Raw genomic sequence first — 19,877 nt, 5'->3', positions numbered from 1 at the left:
TTAAAAACTAACATTTATGGTATCAACCCAATTAGACGTGATGTAAGCAGTCAGCCGTCAGCCGTCAGCCGTCAGCCGTCAGCTAAAAGCTCACGGGAATTGAGGTGGTTAAAATAAACCTCTTTAGGGAGAATTTAATAGTTCCAGATTAATGATAATTGAAAGGTAAGCATATGCTGATAAGCGACACGCTGATAGCACCTCAAGTAGCACCATCTGTAGCGCATTAGCTGATAACTGATAAGCGACACGCTGATAGCTTACCAATTGGGGACCGAATTGATAAATGCTATAAAATTGGGCAATGACGTTAAAAGCTCGTAAAAAATTTGCTCAACATTGGCTGCGTAGCGAGGAGGCACTCAACCAAATCGTGACAGCCGCTAATTTACAAAAAAGCGATCGCATTCTAGAAATTGGTCCGGGTACTGGCATTCTTACCCAGCGGTTACTGCCTTTTGTTCAGTCTGTAGTGGCGGTAGAAATTGATCGAGACTTGTGCCGATTTTTAGTAAAAAAACTCGGTAAGATAGATAATTTTTTACTTCTGCAAGGGGACTTTCTATCCCTAGAGTTAGATACATTGTTAGCTAACTTTTCTAATTTACAAAAACCTAATAAAGTTGTTGCCAATATCCCATATAATATCACCGGTCCAATTCTGGAAAAGTTACTAGGTACTATTACTCAGCCAGCTGTGCCAGGGTTTGATTTAATCGTGCTGCTAGTGCAAAAAGAAGTCGCTCAGCGGTTATATGCCAAACCCAGTTGTAGACAATTCGGGGCATTATCAGTGCGGGTGCAGTATCTCGCCGAATGTGAATTGATTTGCGATGTCCCTGGGTCGGCCTTCTCTCCTCCCCCCAAGGTGGATTCTGCTGTGGTGCGCTTACATCCGAGCCTAGCCGAACCACCAGCTTCTGACCCCAGATGCTTGGAGACACTATTGAAACTGGGCTTTGGCAGCAAACGTAAAATGTTGCGCAATAATTTAAAATCTGTAATTGAACGCGATCGCATCACCCAATTGCTGGAACAATTAGAAATAAGCCCTCAAGCCCGAGCCGAAGACCTTAGTGTTGCTCAATGGATAGCCCTAGCGAATCAGATCACCATAAAGAATGCATTCATACTCCCTAAATGCCCCAGCTAAAATCAATCTGTATTTGGAAATCCTCGGTGATGCGGGTGATGGTTATCACGAACTCGCAATGATTCTCCAAAGCATCGAATTAGCTGATCAAATCGACATCCGTGCCATTGGTACACAGGAGATTAAAGTCCACTGTCATCATCCCGAAGTGCCAACGGATGAAAGCAACCTCGCTTATAAAGCAGCTGCCTTGATGTGGGAGGAGTTTCCTGAGTATTTTGCTAACTTGGGTGGTGTGGAAATTACTATCCACAAGCGAATTCCTGTAGCGGCTGGACTAGCTGGTGGCTCGACGGATGCAGCGGCTGTGTTAGTAGGAATCGATATGTTGTGGCAATTGGGATTAACCCACCCGGAATTAGAACAATTGGCAGCACAGCTTGGATCGGATGTGCCGTTTTGCCTTGCTGGTGGCACCGCTCTAGCTCTGGGGAGAGGTGAGCGATTGTCTGCCCTACCGGGACTAGATTCTCTATATGTCGTGTTGGGTAAATACCGCAGTCTCATGGTTTCTACTGCTTGGGCTTATCAGACTTATCGGAATCAGTTTGGGGAAACCTATATCCGGGAGCCTGAGGACTTAGAATCCCGTGCTAATCGTTTTCATAGTGGTCCGATGGTTAAGGAAATCCTCAATAAGGATGGGGGACAGATTGGAAAACTATTGCGCAATGATTTAGAGAAAGTGGTGTTACCCAATCACCCCCAAGTCTTGCAACTACGGGAAGCCTTTGAGAATAGTGGTGCGATAGGAACCATGATGTCTGGTTCCGGTCCGACGGTATTTGCCCTGTGCGAGTCCCAGGAGCAAGCCCAGGAAATTCAACAGAAAGTAAGCATTGAGATTACTGACCCAGATTTGGAGTTTTGGGTGACCAAGTTATCGAGTCAGGGAATTCAGATCATGTCAACACCTTGAGTGGTTAGCCATGAGTTGGTTAATCCTGAGTTGGTTAGCCATGAGTTGGTTAATCCTGAGTCGAAAATGACTAACCAGATTCTCCTAGAGATTAAACATAATTAAGACTATTTATGTTTAAAATAAGCCTCCATCACCTGGCGCACAATTGGTCCTGCCACTGAACCTCCACCGCCGCCGGAATGTTCCACAAAAGCAACAACCGCAATCTCGGGTTTATCATAGGGGGCAAAACCACCAAACCAAGCATGAGGTTTCCCAGGAGGAGCCTCTGCTGTTCCACTCTTACCAGCGGCAGGAGGCAACTCTGGCACCCTCAATGCCGCTCCTGTTCCCCCAGTCACCACAGCTCGCAATCCTCGGCGCAGGGTCTGAATCGTTGATGGCTTCATATTGATGGACACTCGCCCTTTAATAGCATCCTGATTGTTCTTGAGCAAGTGGGGTTTAACCCGATAGCCGCCATTGGCAACTGCAGAAAACATCACCGAGGATTGTAAGGGTGTTCCTAGGGTAAACCCTTGACCAATAGACATATTTATGGTATCCCCAACGGTCCATCCCCAATTGTAGTTTTTCCGCTTCCAGGCATCATCCACTATCAAACCACTGGATTCGCCGGATAACTCAATACCAGTTTTTTCACCAAAGCCATATCTACGAGCCCATTCAATCAGGGTTTTCCCCCCAACCCCTCGACCGATTTGACCAAAGAAGGTGTTACTGCTCCAAGCCATAGCACCCACAAATCCCATTGGACCAAATCCGGCTCGGTTCCACTCCCCAAAGGCATGACCACCGACATACAGGTAAGGATAAGTCTGTAAAACAGTTTTGGGAGAATACCGACCAGATTCCATACCCGCCGAAGCCGTGACCACCTTAAATGTACTGGCTGGAGGAAACCCTCGCATTGCCCGGTTGATAAACGGATTCCCTCTGCCTTGTAGCTTTCGCCAGGTTTCTGAGGTGATGCGAGTCGAGAAAATATTCGGGTCAAAGGTTGGACGAGAAACCATTGCGAGGACAGCACCGGTGTTGGGGTCTATAGCCACGACTGCCCCTTTGCGATCGCCTAATGCTGCCTCGGCTGCCTTCTGCACATCTATATCGATGGTTATATGGATAGGTTTACCCGCTTGTGCCTGTTTCTGACCCAGAACCCTGACGACTCGTCCAGCACCATCAACTTCTACTTGCTGACCGCCCCATTCTCCCCGTAGCAGATGCTCATAGGACTTCTCCACCCCCATTTTGCCAACCACATCACCGAGGCGGTAGCCGTCAGGTTTACGCCGTTGCAGCTCTTCATAGTCCAGCTCTCCAGTATAACCTAGAACGTGAGCCGATAGCTGTCCATGGGGATAGTACCGCAAGGCATCAATATCCACCTCTATCCCCTGTAATTCATTGCTGTACTCAGCCAAGGCAGTAACTTGAGCGGGAGTAACACCACGGGCAATCCGAAGTAGGTAAGGAGAGTTATAGCCCGCTTGTTCCAGACGCTTTTGAATCTCAGCGTCTGGTATCTTCAAAATTTGGGACAGGCGTTTGCGAGTTTGGGGCCATTGCTCCTGCCTAAGAACCATCGGCCACACAAATACCGAGTGAGACAACCGATAGCTAGCTAATACTCTTCCCTTACGGTCAAAAATATTGCCCCGTATAGGGGGCTTGGGAATCAGACGAATCCGGTTATTTTCTGCCAGCTGTTGGTTGCGTTCCCCTTGAACTAGCTGTAAATACGCTAAACGGGAAGCAATTCCCCCCAGCAAGAATAGGCTAATCAGTACCATAATCACTACGGATTGGTATTTGCGTCCGACAGTGCGGGAATTAGATCGATGCACTGCAAATGGAGATAAGGAAGGCTGAATTAATGTCATCGTCAGAGGTCTGAGAATGGGGAATCGCACTTGGAGAACACGGAATTGGGCAATTAAGGCGAATAGTCACCTGATCAATCCCAGTAACCTATTGGCTTTGATTCCGAATAAGTCTCCCTTTTCAATTAAGAATTAAGGATTGACAATTGACAACAAAACAACAGGACTCACGCCCCAAGCTTGTCGGTTAAAACTGGGTATGGGGTTGAGGGTGACCGGGTGTAGTGAGCAGAATTGGAATATGCCCTTGGGATTGCCCACACTAATTCACCTAGATCTGCCCCAAAGCCTTGATTAAGGAGGCTCTGATTTGCCCCTGTTCTAATAGCTCTTACCATTAGCTTAATACCTAGTCACGGCTAATACCCAGCAATTTACTTCTGCACCTCAGCTACTGGATCAGTGCAGATCTGTTTAGCTACTGCAGGAGTATTTTTAGGTTGGAGGATAAAATAAACCCAAGGAGAGAAACCGTGTTGCACAGATGCAGACAGACGAGGCATGACTCTGGGGGCATCACTACTGCTGAAATAACCACCATGTTTCAAACGACTGTTAAAGAACCACGTCCGACTACTACGACTACAGCTAAACTTGATGTTGAACTCCGGAAGGTTTTTAAAGTGTTCGACACCGAGACTGTTGTTCGTGGTGTTGACTTAACTATCCGTCGAGGAGAATTTTTTAGCATTCTTGGTCCGTCTGGCTGTGGCAAGACTACAACCTTGCGTTTAGTAGCGGGATTTGAGATGCCTTCAGCTGGGGAGGTAATGATTCAGGGACGCTCGATGAATCATATTCCACCACACCGCCGACCTGTCAATACTGTCTTTCAAAGTTATGCTCTATTCAATCACCTGAGTGTTTCCGAAAATATTGCCTTCGGTCTACGGCTAAAAAAGCTACCCTCATTGGAGGTTGAGGAACGAGTCAAAGCAGCCCTCAAACAAGTGAAACTGGAGGGATTGGCGAATCGGTATCCCCCTCAATTGTCTGGGGGTCAACAGCAACGAGTGGCATTAGCCCGAGCATTAGTTAATCGACCAGCGGTGCTGTTGTTGGATGAACCTTTGGGAGCGCTAGATTTCAAGCTGCGCAAACAGATGCAGGTGGAACTGTCAAATCTCCATCAAGACCTGGGGTTAACCTTTGTGATGGTGACCCACGACCAAGAAGAAGCTATGAGTCTTTCTGACCGTATCGCTGTGATGCGTGCAGGTAAAATTGAGCAAGTTGGTTCCCCCAGAGAAATCTATGAAAATCCTCGGACAACCTTTGTGGCAGACTTTATCGGTGATACCAATTTATTTAAAGGTCGTCTGCAACAGTCCGATGCCGACTCACTCGAAATTACCACCAAGACTGGTATCAAGATTGTGGTTGAGTCTCCATCCGTTAGAGAAGTCCTGGATAATTCTAATACTCAGGATATTGTAGTAGGTGTACGACCAGAGAAAATTCGCCTGAGTCTTTCCCCCCCAACAACAACAACTACTACTACTACAATGAATTGCTTTGAAGGACGTCTCAAACACGCGATGTACCTGGGTACTCATATTCAGTGTGTGGTGGAGTTACTCAGTGGCGACTGTCTCAGAGTCATACTGGCCAACACCAATAACAAGTTACCAGACCCTCACACGACAATTTATGCTCGTTGGGCACCCACGGATTGTCGAGTGTTGGAGGAATAATTTGAGGATTTCGGTAGTTTTTGAGCCTAGTTTGCTTGGAAAATAGTGCTGAGTAGAGCAAGAGATTTTTATTTGTTGACTAAATCAATTCTGGTGGATTAATTATCCTATCCATTTTCGGGTAATGGGTAATGGGTAATCCGTTGTGAATAACTTTCTTCAACCTACCCTACTTCGGACGCCTGGGCAAAAACAAACGTCAACCTTCAACCTTTTCAATCGTGCTTTCTAAGGATCGACAATCATTACTAAAACGCCCTACAAGGCGCAACTTTTTACAGCTAGCCACGGTCGCTACCCTATCAGGTCTAACCTTGTCTGGATGTGGCTGGACTCTAGCTGAGGTCAGACCAACACCTCCTTCACCAGGTGACAGAAATAAACTATTTATCTACACTTGGACTAACTATACCGATGATGAGCTACTAGACCGCTTTAAGGAAATAACTGGAATCAAAGCTGTAGTCGATGTCTTTGATTCCAACGAAGCTATGCTTGCTCGACTTCAGGCTTCTGGGGGTGGAGCCTATAGCATTATCTACCCGTCTGACTACATGGTGCGGAAGATGGTGGAGTTGGATCTGTTGGTGAAACTGGATTTTGAACGCATCATCGGAATAAATCGACTGTTTTCTAAGTTCCTCAATCCTATATATGACCCCAACAATTTGCACAGTATTCCTCTGAGCTGGGGAACAACAGGTTTGATTTACAACTCCAAAAAACTATCTAAGGTACCGGAGGATTGGAGCTATCTTTGGCAATATAAAGATAAATTATCGAGACGGATGACTTTGCTCAACGATGTGCGAGAAGTGATGGGTGCAACTTTGAAAATGTTGGGTTACTCGTACAACTCTACCAATCCCCAGGAGATCAAAAAGGCCTATGAAACGTTGGTGGAGTTAAAACCAAGTATTGCTTCATTTTCTTCTGATGCTTGGCGATCGCAAATCCTAAGTGGGGATTTATGGCTTGCGATGTGTTACTCCTCTGATGCTGTTGAAATCATGGCAGAAAACCCAGATTTGCAGTACGTCCTACCGAAAAGTGGTTCTTCCTTGTGGACCGATACCTTGGCAATTCCCAAAACAGCTCCCAATCTTGAGGGTGCCTACGCTTGGATTAACTTTATGTTAGAAGCAGATGTTGCTGCTCAAATTTGTGAACGGTTGAGCTTCGCCACACCAAACCAGAAAGCCTTTAAGCTATTGTCCCGTGACATCCAAGAGGATCAAAGTTTGTTTCCAGAACAATCAGCGTTAGAACGTTGTGAAGGTCTTGCACCTGTTGACGAGGTTAGCGAACTTTATGACCGATACTGGACTCAGTTGACCAGTGCTTAGGAGTTAGGAATTAGCCCTTTTCAACACCCTAAAGTTTAGGAAAATAGTACGGAAATGCAGAAATAAACATACCATTCAAAATACCTCTCAAAAAGAGCGAAACGCTATTTAAAACTGCTATTTTTAACAAATTAAATCCCAATTTATAGTGATAAAATCCTAAATAATAATTCACCTTTTTAAAAGGTTTAAATCTAGATATCATAATATAGCATTAAAAAAAAAGGCTATAAGTCTTGGATTAATGAATAAGAAATAATGATTAAAAACTAATGATAAATAACACTGAAAGCGTTACTGAGAACATTGCTGAATCCCCAGTTATGCAAGATAAGAGACACTTACGATGGCAGTGGTTAGAACCCCTAGGATTGCTCAGTCCAGCAGGTATATGGTTAGCTTTGTTGTTGGTGCTGCCAACCCTAGTGATTTTTGAGCTAAGTTTGGTACCCAACATTAGACCAGGAGATGTGGTCAATCCGTCTGGTATTGATAATTATTTGCGGGTATTTGATCCAGTAATCTTGCAAGTGATGGGGCGATCGCTTTTTTTGGCCATGGGAACCACTGTGATTTGTCTTGTGCTAGGATTTCCTGTGGCTTATTGGATTGCTAAGCTAGCACCCAAGCGGTGGCAAAATTTACTGCTGCTGGGTTTTATCTTACCGTTGTGGACATCATCTCTACTGCGTTCTTATGCCTGGATTACCATTCTGCGACCGACTGGGGTTCTCAATACAGTACTGACTAGTCTTGGACTACCAGGGTTGGATTTGCTCAATCGTAGTGCTGCTGTATTGATTGCAATGGCTTACAGCTTTCTGCCATATATGGTGTTGATTCTCTATGCGTCTATAGAAAAATTAGACAAACGTTTGTTAGAAGCGGCGGCGGATTTAGGGGCAAATCCCTATCAAACGTTTTGGAAAGTAACTGTACCCCAAACTCTACCAGGAATTGCTGCAGGTTCTTTGCTGGTATTTATCTCTGGATTAGGGGATTTTGTTAATCCGGAATTGCTAGGGGGAGCATCGAGTATGACTGGAGCAAGATTGATTTATAACCAGTTTTTAGGAGCTACTCAAAACTGGGGATTTGGGTCAGCTTTGAGTATGATGTTAATTTTGGTGGTGAGTATAGCGATCGCACTTTTGATTAAGTATGGTGATCCAAAAGCACAGCCCTAGCACTATAGAAAAGGGAGTAGGGAGTAGGGAGTAGGGAGTAGGGAGTAGGGAGTAGGGAGTAGGGAGTAGGGAGTAGGGAGTAGGGAGTAGGGAGTAGGGAGTAGGGAGTAGGGAGTAGGGAAATTCGGATCAACAATTCTCACAATTCCTACACGGATACCTATAACAAGAAAAGGGTTGCATTCCTAAAAATTGAAAATTTCAACTATAAACTTTAAATTAAGTAACAAGTAACAAGTAAAATTAATAAGTAACAAGTAACAAGTAAAATTAACAAGTAAAATTAACAATTAACAATTAACAATTAACAATTAACAAATGACTAATGAGCAACTCTACCATCAGCAGGAGGAGCTTCCCCTAGACATGGTAAACTCTCAACCAAAACTCCGGGTTTCTTGGCAAGGTATTTTCTCCCTGCTGATGTTCTTTTATATGTACTTACCCCTGCTGGTACTGACGTTTTATAGCTTCAATGACTCTAAATACAGTGCTCAGTGGCAGGGATTCACGTTTAAGTGGTACCTGAAACTATGGCAGGACGAGAGTGTAAGGACCGCACTATTCAATAGTCTCACGGTAGCGCTAGTGGCAGTAGGGATTTCTGCGGTATTGGGTACCATGATGGCAGTCGGTTTAGCCCGTTACCAGTTTCCAGGGAAACGCTTGTATCGAGGGATATCCTACTTACCCCTGATTATCCCAGATATTGCGATCGCAGTGGCAACTCTCATCTTTTTGGCAGTTATGGCTATTCCTCTTAGTCTGTGGACTATCATAGCAGCTCATATAGTTTTCTGTTTGGCTTATATTGCCATTGTTGTTTCCTCCCGTATCACCCAACTTGACCCTCACCTAGAAGAAGCAGCCCTTGATTTAGGAGCAACGCCCCTACAAGCTTTTCTAAAAATATTACTACCGGAATTGATGCCAGGGATTATTGCCGGTTGTTTATTGTCTTTTGTCCTAAGTATGGATGATTTTCTGATTTCTAGTTTTACGGCTGGGACTGGTGCAACTACCCTACCCATGGAAATCTTTAGCCGCATCCGCATTGGTGTTAAGCCAGATATAAATGCTCTTAGTGTTTTGTTAATCCTGGTATCAGGTGCAGTTGCTTTTATCGCTGAATGGCTCCGTTATCGGAGTGTGGAAAATCAGCAATAATGGGGAATTAGGAATCGGTAATTGGGAATTTATAACTAATACAAGGTTACTTTATATTATTTCATTCCTTAGTTCAGCAACATCGAAATTTATATTTCATCCTTCATAATTTATCCTTGATCATTCATCTTTGATTTCAATTTATCTAACCTTTCTTCTAATTCAGTGGTAAGTTGCTCGATGCGATGGTCTTTACTTAAGTAGGGAGAGGTAGTTTGAGCGATTCTGAATAGTTGAGTGGCGATTAATTGTTGTTTTTCACCCCAAAGTGTCTTGACTGAACGCAACTGATCTTGTTTGAGCCAATTGAAGCAAAAGTGAGCATAACGGATTGATGAACGAATTCCCCGTGCTGTTCTAGGATATAAATCCCACAGAGGCATGATATATTGGGGTTGGTATTTCAAACCAACAGATAAGCACCAATCCTGCCATTTAAATGCTAAGATAGTTGGATTAGTGCAGATGGGAATCCAAGGAATTCGTAGCGCATCGGCTACAATTGCGCCATGCATAGCTTCTGTTAGTAAGATGTTGGTTTGGCTGATAGCAGATAATACTTCCTCGACAGGCAAACGAGGGTCAATATACTTAAAGCCGATTTGTTCACAGATTTGATGCCAGGCTTGACCGCCATATCTGGCAGATTTAGCATGGGGCATAACGGCAAATTGATGGATTTTTTGACTGGTGGGATGGAAGAGTCGTCTGACTAACACTGCTCCATCGGTAACGGCTAATTGAGGGGAAATGCCTAAGGCTTTGGCTGAGAGGGGTCCTCTTACACAGTAAATTGTCCAGGAATCTTGGAGTTTTGGTAACTTTTCATAACCGACTCCGCTACTAAAAATGATGATTCGGCGAGCATTGGGTAAACGCTTGGATAGTAAATTATTTAGGAGGGTACCGATTCCAACAAAGGCGGTGCTTTCATCGTCATTTAGTAAGTTAGGGATTAACTGTTGCCATAGCCAAGGGTTTAGGTCATCGCCAAAGTTATTGAGACCACCAGGGAATCGTTTGGGTGAGTATTGGTAGTAGAAGAGTTTCATTACTTTTATAGCATTTGTATCTGGGTTGTAAACACACGAATTGCCTAAAAAGGCAAGAGGCAAAAGGCAAGAGGCAAAAGGGAAAAGAGATCCGGAGTTTTATTGGATAGTAAAAAAAGACCTCCTAGGTTTACATTTCAAATACAAACGCTATATCCCCTAATATATCCATTTTTGTGTGGTAGAGCCACCAAAGGTTTATGTTCCGGCCTTGACCAGCTGGTCAACAGTCAGTTTTAATTCTGGGAAAATTGGTGATTCAATAGAATCACAACCCGTAAAGGTTTTGCCTTCTTTATATTCATTATCAGCTAACTCGTATATCCAAACTGTAGGAATTTTAGGAGACCCAATGTATCGGGTTCCTCCCAAGGCTTTATAGTCAACAATCCAGTATTCGGGAATGCCAAATTTTTCGTATTCAGCCAGTTTGGTTAGATAGTCATCTTGCCAGTTGGTACTAACGACTTCCACGATTAACTTAGCTGATTTACCGATTGAGATACTTGATTTTTGTTTCCAGTATGGATCTTCCGCAACAGTTTGTTTATCCAAAACAATGATATCTGGTAAATAACCTTCTCCCTGTTGATAGGGTTTGACAAGACAAGTTCGAGGAATAAAGTAGGGTAGTGAAAGTCTCTCTATTTCGACATCGAGTTTTCTGGCAATGAGAGCTGCTACTTGTTCGTGCAAACCGGTGGGACGCATAGCTACAATTCTACCCTGACGAAGTTCATAGTTTCCTCCATCCTCTGGGTACTGTTCTAAGAATTCGTCAAAGGTTAATAGTTTTGATACTGCTTGAACCATAGTTAGGAATGGTTAATAAGTACTATTGGGTTAGTATCTACTTTAAGTATAGCGTTTTATAATTATAGGTGAAAATATTTGTTGTTTAAAAAGGGCTGCATCTATACTCCCTATTCCATAAAAACCAGCGATTTAAGTACATCAATAAATTGATAAATTCTATATCATAATGATACCAAAATCCATTTACCATCGACTTTTATCTGGAATTATTGCTAGCTAATAAAACTCTTGTTAGTTTATCTTTAACTCGATTTCCCTGAAAGCCAAGATAACCCTGTCCCAAGGTAATCTGTTGAGACCAATGAGATTGATTGCACCAACGATAATAAGCAGGTAATGCAATAGTTTCTAAGAAATAACGCCACTTCTTCGTAGTACTTGAAGGGGTGATCGCTTTGGCACGAATTCGACCATTTTTAACCATAGCGATACGTAAATCGGGCTCTTCTTTCAACCGCTTAAGGGCTGAAATTAACGCCCTAGGGGTAGCCACTTCCAGATAGTCTAGTGGGCTATAGCGTTCTGCTTGATAAGCAGCTTCACCTCCGAGAATAGCAGGAACCCCTGCTAGCCAAGCATTGTAGAGTTTGGTAGCTGGTTTGGTCAGGTAATTGCGGTGGAGGCAGGCTGTGTTGCCCTCAAAGCTACGCACAGCCACAATAGCATCAATCTTACTGTAGTCATGCCAGCGATTGTCTAGGTTGCTATAGTCATGCCAATGATTGCGATTGATTACTGGTTGCCAAGATAACCCCAGTGCTTGGAGTTGTTGTTGCCAGGAGGGATGCTTTAAATCTAGCGCTAGATTATTTTCATGACCAAAGAAGGCGATGGTTTCAAAGCGATCGCATCTTGCTGGATGGCGCTGAATTAACCCTGGCTGAGTCCAGTGGGGTAAATAGTAACTATTGCGCAGATGCATTGTTTCCAGAGGATTTTGTACCACATGGAGTTGAGCATAGGGATAGGGTCTTTGTTCAGCTTTAATACAAATCAGCAATAACTTTGGTCCTGGCTTGAGCTGGTCTTTGTGAGCTCGTAAGCAATTGCGGTGGATCAGAACAATCCCCTCTGTGGGCAATTCTGCTACTAGTTCGCAAGGGAAACCATCGGCTTTCAGGCGCAGATAGGTTTGTAAAGTCCAGGCATAGATACCAATCCCAAAGCCTTTCCAGTTCTCATCGGCACTTTTGGGCATGGTGTCCGGCCAGAAACCCTGAGGAATGTAGAAGTAAATTGGGGGTAATTTATCGGTCATTGAATCCTGGATAAAGAAGTAATATCAAATCAATCTCCAATTTGGTTAACTAATTAATATATGCTTGATATTGGAATTGGTAATTGGGTAAAAGGTAATGGGTAATTAGTAGTTGATGATTAGGCATTACAGATTACCCTGACTCAAAAATCCAGGAACTATTTAAGAAGTGATTAATGGAACTTGACTCAACTTTGCATTTATCTTGCGATCAAAAAAAGCTGAATTATAGCATATCATCTTTTACAAAAAATTACCCGTTTGGGTACTGCAAACCTAATAATTTGTATGAGACAATATGGCACAGCTAAGCAAAAGTGTAAGGATGGTGCCTCTATCGAGATATTGGGAAATTTTAAGACTTGATCCTGCTAGTGTTGGGTGTGGTTACAAAAAACTGTTACTACCGCTAGCATGGGAGTTTTTTCAACAGAAGTGTCTAGAATTAGATGCTCCAGAAACGCGAACGGAACATCGAACCGCTTCGCGAACGCATTTGTCGGTGGAGCAGCATCGGGACATTCAAACCTCCCTATACGCCTGGTTTCACCCTGAGGCGTCTGGGTCACCCATAAGTCGTGCTAGAGCAGGACTTTGTCTTCGTTGCTATGTCTCTTACCCAATCCTGAAAGCTTGCAAGAAACTGGCTAGTTTATATAGCGCTAGCAATCACTTCACCTATCGGGATTTGCTGCCATTTGTGCTTGATGATGATGGAAAAGTGCTAATCATCTTAGATCAGGATGGTATAACTCAACTTATCCTGAATGGCGATAGGGAAACCAAAAAAACCGATTACCAATTTTTTACCGTTGAAGTATTACGAAAATATAATCTGAATTCCCCATCCAAGTCTAGGTTAGATGATTGGGTCTACTATCAAACCAAACAAAATCCCAAACTCAAAGACTTCTTATCGGAGCGGGGACTTTGTTTTCTCAGTGACTGGGCGCTGCTGAATCGAGCTAGACCGACACAATTTGAACAACTCTTGCCACGCGATCGCAATATTCTAGAAGCCTTTCATGGGGTCTACCGTCGGGACAGACGCCAACAGCCAGGAAAAAAAGCTAGACGTTGTCCCGATCCCACCCAGGCTCAACTTGAAGAAATGAGCCACCTCTTGCAGGAAAAATCGGTAATTGTCAACTCTCTAGTACAGCTGAGGGATGAACTCAAACATCTAGCCAGAGTGCTAAGGCGATATGACATATGGATTCGCAGCGGATTTCCGCCATCGGAATCCCTAGAGGTGTCGGATTCGGATACTGGACGGAACCGAGAGTTACCAGACCAAAATTTCACCAACACTTTAGATGCGATCGCACGACAAGAATTACAGCAATTCTGTAGTCAGCAACTCATAGCCTGTTTGGATTTGGGGATAGAGCAAGGGCTAACTGACCGTATTACCAAGCTAGAGCGCAGTCGAAGTTATGCCCGTTTTGCATCAAAGGTTATATCAGGTCTTGAACTGATCTACTGTCACGGTAAATCTCAAGCCGAGATTGCCTCTATTTTAGGAATGACCAATCAGTCCCAAGTGAGCCGGGTGCTAAATCCAAAGGATCTGCTCAATCGGGTGCGGTTTTGGACAATAGACAAACTTTTCCACATTATCTCCCATGCAGCACATCAGTTTAATCTGGCAAATATGTCTAGGGATCCAGACTATTTCAGAAACCTGATGGAACACCTAGAAGCTTTCGTGGATGCTGAAGTCTTCCAAGAAGCAGCTGCAGAAATCATGACAGGGAAAAAGTGTTCTACTAATAGCCTATATACCCAGCGACTATGCCGCTACCTTGAGAAAGCGAAGCAGGAAAATCATGACTAGTTATTCTGTTAATTCCACCGACCTCAGGCTTGTGCAACCAGAATGTATTTGGTTAGAGTCCGAACAGTTTGAGCAAGCAGTACAAATGAGTAATCAAGTCATCTCAGAAGCACGCCAATGGCAAACCTATCTGAATGGACTAGCATTACTTAGTTTTACACAATGGTTAGAGGAAAAGTTAGCTAATATTTTGATTTCTGAGAATTGTTGTTCTTTACGACAACCTAAATACGCTAATGTGATTGAAGCGGTATGTAATCTTATAGTAGGCGAATTTAAGCTTTGTTTAATTACCAGTGAGAGTTTAATTGATGAAGTAGTAACTGTACCGATAGCCGCCATTGATTTACCAGAATTTGCTGCTCATTTCTATGTTGTGATTGAAGTGCAAGAAGAGCTAGAAACTGCTATTATTCGAGGCTTTATCCGTTACGACGAACTGGTTAATTATCGACAAGTTTGTAATTTACATCCTGAAGTTGATTGGAACTATAGTTTACCTCTGTCATTGTTTGATTCTGAGCCAAATCACCTACTATTTTATTTACGTTTCTTGGATTCCGCTGTCATTAAGCTACCAGTAATTTCCCCTAATTACCTCCCTAGGCTATCTGTTAACCAACCTGACTTGGAAACATTAGAAACATTATTAGAACGCCTACAATATCCTGAGCAAACTCTTTGGCAAACGTTAACTTGGGAGCAAGGGCTGACTATACTCCAAAGTCCTGAATTACTGGATTTATTATATCAATGGCAACTAACTCCACAGAGAACAACGTCCCTTTCGATTCGGATTACAGAAGTATTTACTATCCTAACTCAAAAGGCTATCAATACACAACAATGGTTGGAGGGTAAATTAGATGAATTTGCCCAAGGTTTAGGATTGTTTATCCCTCAAACCATTACTGGTAATTTATCGGTATTTCGGTCAATTGATAAATTCGAGAATGTGATTAACGAGCTTAGATATCAAGGAATGGACATTCCTCCCGAACCAGGTCGATCCTATCAGGACATTGATTTAGGTGAAATTGCTTTACGACTATGTGCGGTAACCTGGGCGATTGACTCTCCAATTCCTCCACCAAAATGGTCATTGCTGGTAATTTTAGGAACCCAGCTGGGTACTCCTTTACCTGATGGATTCAAGCTACAAGTTAGCAATCTAAGGTCTATTATACATGAGCCTGTATCAGGGCTTGATGATCCATTTCTGTTTGCCCGTGTGGAAGGACGCTCAGATGAAAAATTTGTTGTGACCATTATCCCACCGGATAGCTCAGCACAGACCTTATCTCCTTATGCATTCCAGCCTAGTTAAACAGGATTTTAAGTTATTTAGTAAACAGGGAGTAGGGAGTAGGGAGTAGGGAGTAGGGAGTATTAAAGTTAGAACAGGTAACCGGCAACCATATAAAAAAACGAGGATTATTTTGGGTAATGAATACTGTTTTTGAACTAAAAATTTTGCATAAAACAGATGATAAATCTTGTTTTTTTTTGCTGCTATGGGATAACAGGATAAGGCAGCTATCTGCCAGTCTAAACTATTCCAAAGAAATACAAAGATGTTATCAACGCTGGCGACAGCGCTACACTAGATTTTACGAATTTCCGTCAGTGAAACCTATAGGAGATAGTGGCAGAATTAATCCTGGTTCAGGTGACCCATGTTATGATTTGATGGAGGCAGAAAGAGAGTTCATCAATGCTTTCCAGCGTTGGTTAGGAGAAGGAAACGTTCGTAAGATTCAACAGCGGATTCGAGACGAATTGACTCGTGTTGCTCAAGTGATATCGGAAGAAGGCAAGGGGATTGGTACTCACCCCAGTGTTGATATTTTCGTAGCTTGTGACTCTATAGAAATGGAACGGTTACCATGGGAAACTTGGGAACTTGCTCCTGAAGGCACACCCCTGGGGAGGGTTCGCATTTTCAGAAGCGCTATGGATAATCCGGATCCCATTGCTTGTACTAAGCCCCTGACAGCTTGCGGTGCGACCCCGGGCTTTTTTAAAGCGCTAGGAAACGCGCACCGTAGAAAAACCCGTATTCTAGCTATCTTCGGAGATGATCCCAGACTACCGTTGCAGGACGATTGGAAAGCTGTGCGATCGCTTAAGTCTATTGCTGAGGTCGAGCGAGTAACCTGGCAACCCCATGAAAACCATGTCGATATCAAAACTAAAATTGCTAATGCTATCTGTGATCAACGAGGCTGGGATGTGCTGTTCTTTGCTGGACATAGCGATGAAACCACAACCACAGGAGGAAGACTTGCGATCGCTCCGAATATATCCCTGTCGATTAGTGAACTCGAAGAAAAATTAACTCAAGCTAGGGAAAATCAATTGCAGCTGGCCATTTTCAACTCCTGCAGTGGTCTGAGCATTGCTAACTCTCTGATTAAACTTGGGTTACAGGTAATAGTGATGCGGGAACCCATTCGCAATGATGTGGCTCAGAGTTTTCTCCAGCAGTTCTGTAAGCCCCTAGCTGACCATAGAGATGTTTACGATGCACTACTCGAAGCCTGTCAACATCTTCAATCCGTAGAAAAATTTGCCTATCCCTCTGCCTATCTGCTTCCCTCTTTATTTAATCCTCCCGGTTTGATTCCCTATCGCATTGAGCGGTTTGATTGGAAGAAAATGCTGCAGCAGTGGTTACCGACAAGACCAGAAGCGATCGCATTGGGAACAGTTTTACTGCTGAGCGTCATCCCAGCTATTCAAGTCGAATTATTGTTCGACATCCGAGCGTTTGTTCAAGCTGTCTATCGTAATTTGACGAATCAATTACCAAAGCATACCTTAGCGCCTGTTTTGTTAGTTGCTATCGATCAGGAATCTCTAGATCAAGCTGATGAAGCAATAGAAAGCACACAAGGTAAGTTGATTGATTCCGAATACTTAGCCAAGTTGGTAAGACACCTATACGCCTTGAATGCTCAAGTAATCGGCATTTACTACAGTCGGCATATCTACCAACCTAGATACGAAAACCTTGATCAAGCGATTCGCTCTGCTGTGGAAAAGCAGAATACTTGGTTTGTGCTAGCAACAGATAAACAAGATAAAGTCGCTAGTCGCAAATGGAGTTTAGAAGGATACATAGACTTTGAGCCTTGGACTATTGAACAGCCTCTAGATCCCACCTGTATCGACGAGTCATGTCCGTTTGCCTATCAGCTAGCAGTAGCTCATCTGCTCAATCACCAGTCATCTTCAGATAGTTTACCCCAGCCAACATTAAACAGTACAGTAGATTTTCAGTCCCAAGTCAGTGATTATCTAAAGCCAGGAAAGACTCACAATCAAGGGCTGATTCCTTTCAATCAATCTGCTCCTCCTTTTGGACTAGCTTCCATTATTGACTTTTCTATTCCTCCTAGACAAGTCTACAAATCTATTACAGCTAAGGAACTTCTCAATTTTCCTGTGCCTAATCCAGAACTCCAACAGCATGTGATGCAGCAAGTTGTTATCATCACCCATGGTGACTACAATGACACCGAAGATGACTTTTACTTTCCGTCAGTTGCTGGCTATTGGTGCCATTACTATCAACCTGTTGAACAGGATCTAAAGCAGTGCCTCGAAGTATTAACTAGAGGAGAAGTATTTGCTTATATGGTTCACCATATAATCCGGCAGCATCGGGTAGTTTGGATTCCTGATCATTGGGTTATTTTTCTAGGGGCATTCCTAGGAAAATGGACTACTATTATCCTGGTAAAAAAAACCTTACTACAGCGACATGAACAGGTATTAACCTTGGGAAGTATAACAGGAATATACGGATTATTTGTATTGCAGGTTTATATCTCAGCATTAGTATTGATTCCGTGGTTTTTACCGTCAATACTAGTTTGGTTTTACTATAGTTTCGCTCTCCAAAAATATTCTTTAAGGTAGGAGTGATTTTGAATAAGATCTATTCCATGACGGGTGCATCTCATTTTTGCTGTTTGACACCGTGGTGCGTTACGGGCAGCAACATAACCCTGGCTACGAGGCGGAAAATGAGGCCCCCCTAACGCACCCTACGCAACTTTTTTACAAATATGAGATGCACCCTTCCATGACTAAGCTAATCTCAAAACTTACGAATACTAATACCCAAGTGCCAATGACTCAAACAGAAAAACATCCACGAAAAAGACAAAAAAGACCATGGTGGAAGAAGCCCTTAGATAATTCGATTTTTCAAAACATCGTTAACTCGACAGGGAATGAATTCGAACAGGAAGATAGCTTAACATTAAAGTTATTCATGATTGTCATTATCCTTCTGAGTCTTTTTATACTACCTTTTCTAACTCAGTTTCTAGATTTTAAATGAATGACACTAGTGCTGAGCTAAGCATATGCGCTACGCGCACGCTACGCGAACAGCTATCAGCTATCAGCTATCAGCTATCAGCTATCAGCTATCAGCTATCAGCTATCAGCTATTAGCTTATGGGTTAGGTCCGATGCGTCGTTCGCACAGCGTGGCCATTCGCGTAGCGTGGCCAAAGGCCAAGGCCAAAGCCTGTCCCACAAGGCTGACCACTGACCGCTGACCACTGAACGCTGACCACTGAACGCTGACCACTGACCGCTGACCGCTGACTGCTGTTGGCGTAGCCTGCGCGTAGCGCATATGCTTACAACTCAACACTGACCCACTCTTGTGAACTAGTGATACCAGAACTCGATAAGCTACTGCATAAGCTCAAAGCCGCTACACCTATGGATTGTAGTAGGAACCTGTAGTAGGGACTTGTAGTAGGTACCTGTAGTAGGGACCTGCTCTGTTGCAGATTCGTAACGTTCACATAGGTCTAGAGGATGAATACTCAGGCAAGACAGTTTAACGGTGTTCTCTTACAAGGGGTAGTAGAAGGATTAATGGATGGTGTCTTGATTCTGAACGCTCAGGGAGAGTTAGTTCATAGCAATTGCTATGGTCGCTTTATTTGTGCTCAACTGGCAGTGGATAGGTCAAAATCTAACGTTGTTCCCAAAGAAATCAGGCGTGTTTGCCAAGCTGTGCTCGATAGCTGTGAGTTATATCCAAATCAGTCAATAATTATCGAGTCTGAAATTATTACTGATCCCTCAACATCTTTTCGGATTCGAGCCGTTAAGCTCACCTTAGACTCCTTTGAAAATCCCTGCATTTTAGTAACACTAGAAAATCACGATCAATATGCTGAGAGTTTTGCGATCGCAGAGGTGAATAAATATGACTTGACTCCTCGTGAGGCCGAAGTTTGGTTACTGCGTCGTGCTGATTACAGCTATCAGGAGATTGCTGATGAATTGCGCATTACTCTCAACACGGTTAAGAAGCACTTGAAAAATATTTATGCTAAAATTAAGTTTTACCAATTTAAACAGGAATTTTTAGAGGCCAATTAAATTAGTTATTTATATAGCAAAGGGAGTAGGGAGTAGGGAGTAGGGAGTAGGGAGTAGGGAGTAGGGAGTAGGGAGTAGGGAGTAGGGAGTAGGGAGTAGGGAGTAGGGAGTAGGGAGTAGGGAGTAGGGAGTAGGGAGTAGGGAGTA

16 protein-coding genes are annotated in these 19,877 nt (G+C 43.4%); 10 read left to right on the top strand and 6 right to left on the bottom strand.

The genetic code is table 11. The features are described from left to right. The first annotated feature begins 304 nt into the window (after positions 1-304). Positions 305-1,153, top strand: coding sequence for a 16S rRNA (adenine(1518)-N(6)/adenine(1519)-N(6))-dimethyltransferase RsmA (gene rsmA / locus F6K53_RS23965; protein ID WP_293071165.1), 849 nt, complete (start codon positions 305-307; stop codon positions 1,151-1,153). Continuing rightward, positions 1,122-2,072 carry a 4-(cytidine 5'-diphospho)-2-C-methyl-D-erythritol kinase gene (gene ispE, locus F6K53_RS23960; protein WP_293071163.1) on the top strand — a complete coding sequence of 317 codons (951 nt, stop codon included), beginning with the start codon at positions 1,122-1,124 and terminating at the stop codon, positions 2,070-2,072. Before rsmA ends, ispE begins: the two co-directional genes overlap by 32 nt. 107 nt (positions 2,073-2,179) lie before the next feature. Here the strand turns inward: ispE and mrdA are convergent, their stop codons facing one another. After that, positions 2,180-3,922, bottom strand: coding sequence for a penicillin-binding protein 2 (gene mrdA, locus F6K53_RS23955; RefSeq protein WP_366510756.1), 1,743 nt, complete (start codon positions 3,920-3,922; stop codon positions 2,180-2,182). Positions 3,923-4,497: 575 nt separating this feature from the next. Here mrdA and F6K53_RS23950 point away from each other — a divergent pair. The 3 genes from F6K53_RS23950 (at position 4,498) to F6K53_RS23940 (ending at position 8,185) form a co-directional block, all read left to right on the top strand. Beyond that, positions 4,498-5,652, top strand: a complete 1,155-nt coding sequence (locus F6K53_RS23950) for an ABC transporter ATP-binding protein (RefSeq protein ID WP_293030115.1) — start codon at positions 4,498-4,500, stop codon at positions 5,650-5,652. Positions 5,653-5,873: 221 nt separating this feature from the next. Then, a complete protein-coding gene (locus F6K53_RS23945; protein ID WP_293071159.1) occupies positions 5,874-6,998 on the top strand; it encodes a spermidine/putrescine ABC transporter substrate-binding protein in 1,125 nt (374 codons plus the stop codon). Between the two features lie 323 nt (positions 6,999-7,321). Continuing rightward, positions 7,322-8,185: an ABC transporter permease gene (locus F6K53_RS23940; protein WP_293071169.1), complete on the top strand. Its 864-nt coding sequence runs from the start codon at positions 7,322-7,324 to the stop codon at positions 8,183-8,185. Here F6K53_RS23940 and F6K53_RS23935 read toward each other — a convergent pair. Then, positions 8,154-8,321 carry a hypothetical protein gene (locus F6K53_RS23935; RefSeq protein ID WP_293071157.1) on the bottom strand — a complete coding sequence of 56 codons (168 nt, stop codon included), beginning with the start codon at positions 8,319-8,321 and terminating at the stop codon, positions 8,154-8,156. The two genes, F6K53_RS23940 and F6K53_RS23935, sit on opposite strands and share 32 nt — an antisense overlap. 182 nt (positions 8,322-8,503) lie before the next feature. On the opposite strand from F6K53_RS23935, the gene F6K53_RS23930 reads away from it, so the two are divergent. Beyond that, complete coding sequence (locus tag F6K53_RS23930; protein WP_293071155.1) at positions 8,504-9,352, top strand: ABC transporter permease; 849 nt, start codon at positions 8,504-8,506, stop codon at positions 9,350-9,352. A gap of 110 nt (positions 9,353-9,462) precedes the next feature. Here F6K53_RS23930 and F6K53_RS23925 read toward each other — a convergent pair whose 3' ends face one another. The 3 genes from F6K53_RS23925 to F6K53_RS23915 form a co-directional block, all read right to left on the bottom strand. Beyond that, entirely contained in the window at positions 9,463-10,404 is a 942-nt protein-coding gene (locus F6K53_RS23925; protein ID WP_293071153.1) for a polysaccharide pyruvyl transferase family protein, read from the bottom strand. 198 nt (positions 10,405-10,602) lie between these two features. Beyond that, positions 10,603-11,217: a Uma2 family endonuclease gene (locus tag F6K53_RS23920; protein ID WP_293071151.1), complete on the bottom strand. Its 615-nt coding sequence runs from the start codon at positions 11,215-11,217 to the stop codon at positions 10,603-10,605. Between the two features lie 199 nt (positions 11,218-11,416). Continuing rightward, on the bottom strand, positions 11,417-12,478 hold the full coding sequence (locus tag F6K53_RS23915; RefSeq protein WP_293071149.1) for a hypothetical protein: 1,062 nt from the start codon (positions 12,476-12,478) through the stop codon (positions 11,417-11,419). Positions 12,479-12,776: 298 nt separating this feature from the next. Here F6K53_RS23915 and F6K53_RS23910 point away from each other — a divergent pair, with 298 nt between their 5' ends. From F6K53_RS23910 to F6K53_RS23900, 3 genes are all read left to right on the top strand, one after another. Beyond that, positions 12,777-14,315: a hypothetical protein gene (locus tag F6K53_RS23910; RefSeq protein WP_293071147.1), complete on the top strand. Its 1,539-nt coding sequence runs from the start codon at positions 12,777-12,779 to the stop codon at positions 14,313-14,315. After that, the gene (locus tag F6K53_RS23905; protein ID WP_293026467.1) at positions 14,308-15,642 is read left to right on the top strand and encodes a DUF1822 family protein; all 1,335 of its coding nucleotides are present in this window, start codon (positions 14,308-14,310) and stop codon (positions 15,640-15,642) included. Before F6K53_RS23910 ends, F6K53_RS23905 begins: the two co-directional genes overlap by 8 nt. Before the next feature lie 119 nt (positions 15,643-15,761). Then, complete coding sequence (locus F6K53_RS23900; RefSeq protein WP_293071145.1) at positions 15,762-18,239, top strand: CHAT domain-containing protein; 2,478 nt, start codon at positions 15,762-15,764, stop codon at positions 18,237-18,239. A gap of 544 nt (positions 18,240-18,783) precedes the next feature. Here the strand turns inward: F6K53_RS23900 and F6K53_RS23895 are convergent. Continuing rightward, positions 18,784-18,969 carry a hypothetical protein gene (locus F6K53_RS23895; RefSeq protein WP_293026463.1) on the bottom strand — a complete coding sequence of 62 codons (186 nt, stop codon included), beginning with the start codon at positions 18,967-18,969 and terminating at the stop codon, positions 18,784-18,786. Between the two features lie 188 nt (positions 18,970-19,157). On the opposite strand from F6K53_RS23895, the gene F6K53_RS23890 reads away from it, so the two are divergent. Then, on the top strand, positions 19,158-19,730 hold the full coding sequence (locus F6K53_RS23890; protein WP_293071143.1) for a helix-turn-helix transcriptional regulator: 573 nt from the start codon (positions 19,158-19,160) through the stop codon (positions 19,728-19,730). Positions 19,731-19,877 lie beyond the last annotated feature (147 nt).

Origin of the sequence: Moorena sp. SIO4A1, assembly GCF_010672065.1 — a bacterium.
Taxonomy (GTDB): domain Bacteria; phylum Cyanobacteriota; class Cyanobacteriia; order Cyanobacteriales; family Coleofasciculaceae; genus Moorena.
Note: the sequence above shows the minus strand (reverse complement) of the source record. Positions and strands in the feature narration are given on the sequence as shown.

What these genes read in the sequence shown, in the direction of transcription:
- rsmA (WP_293071165.1), top strand. Translation starts at nt 305, where the DNA reads ATGACGTTAAAAGCTCGTAAAAAATTTGCTCAACATTGGCTGCGTAGC.
- ispE (WP_293071163.1), top strand. Translation starts at nt 1,122, where the DNA reads ATGCATTCATACTCCCTAAATGCCCCAGCTAAAATCAATCTGTATTTG.
- F6K53_RS23950 (WP_293030115.1), top strand. Translation starts at nt 4,498, where the DNA reads ATGTTTCAAACGACTGTTAAAGAACCACGTCCGACTACTACGACTACA.
- F6K53_RS23940 (WP_293071169.1), top strand. Translation starts at nt 7,322, where the DNA reads ATGCAAGATAAGAGACACTTACGATGGCAGTGGTTAGAACCCCTAGGA.
- F6K53_RS23930 (WP_293071155.1), top strand. Translation starts at nt 8,504, where the DNA reads ATGACTAATGAGCAACTCTACCATCAGCAGGAGGAGCTTCCCCTAGAC.
- F6K53_RS23925 (WP_293071153.1), bottom strand. Translation starts at nt 10,404, where the DNA reads ATGAAACTCTTCTACTACCAATACTCACCCAAACGATTCCCTGGTGGT.
- F6K53_RS23920 (WP_293071151.1), bottom strand. Translation starts at nt 11,217, where the DNA reads ATGGTTCAAGCAGTATCAAAACTATTAACCTTTGACGAATTCTTAGAA.
- F6K53_RS23915 (WP_293071149.1), bottom strand. Translation starts at nt 12,478, where the DNA reads ATGACCGATAAATTACCCCCAATTTACTTCTACATTCCTCAGGGTTTC.
- F6K53_RS23910 (WP_293071147.1), top strand. Translation starts at nt 12,777, where the DNA reads ATGGCACAGCTAAGCAAAAGTGTAAGGATGGTGCCTCTATCGAGATAT.
- F6K53_RS23905 (WP_293026467.1), top strand. Translation starts at nt 14,308, where the DNA reads ATGACTAGTTATTCTGTTAATTCCACCGACCTCAGGCTTGTGCAACCA.
- F6K53_RS23900 (WP_293071145.1), top strand. Translation starts at nt 15,762, where the DNA reads ATGAATACTGTTTTTGAACTAAAAATTTTGCATAAAACAGATGATAAA.
- F6K53_RS23895 (WP_293026463.1), bottom strand. Translation starts at nt 18,969, where the DNA reads ATGCGCTACGCGCAGGCTACGCCAACAGCAGTCAGCGGTCAGCGGTCA.
- F6K53_RS23890 (WP_293071143.1), top strand. Translation starts at nt 19,158, where the DNA reads ATGAATACTCAGGCAAGACAGTTTAACGGTGTTCTCTTACAAGGGGTA.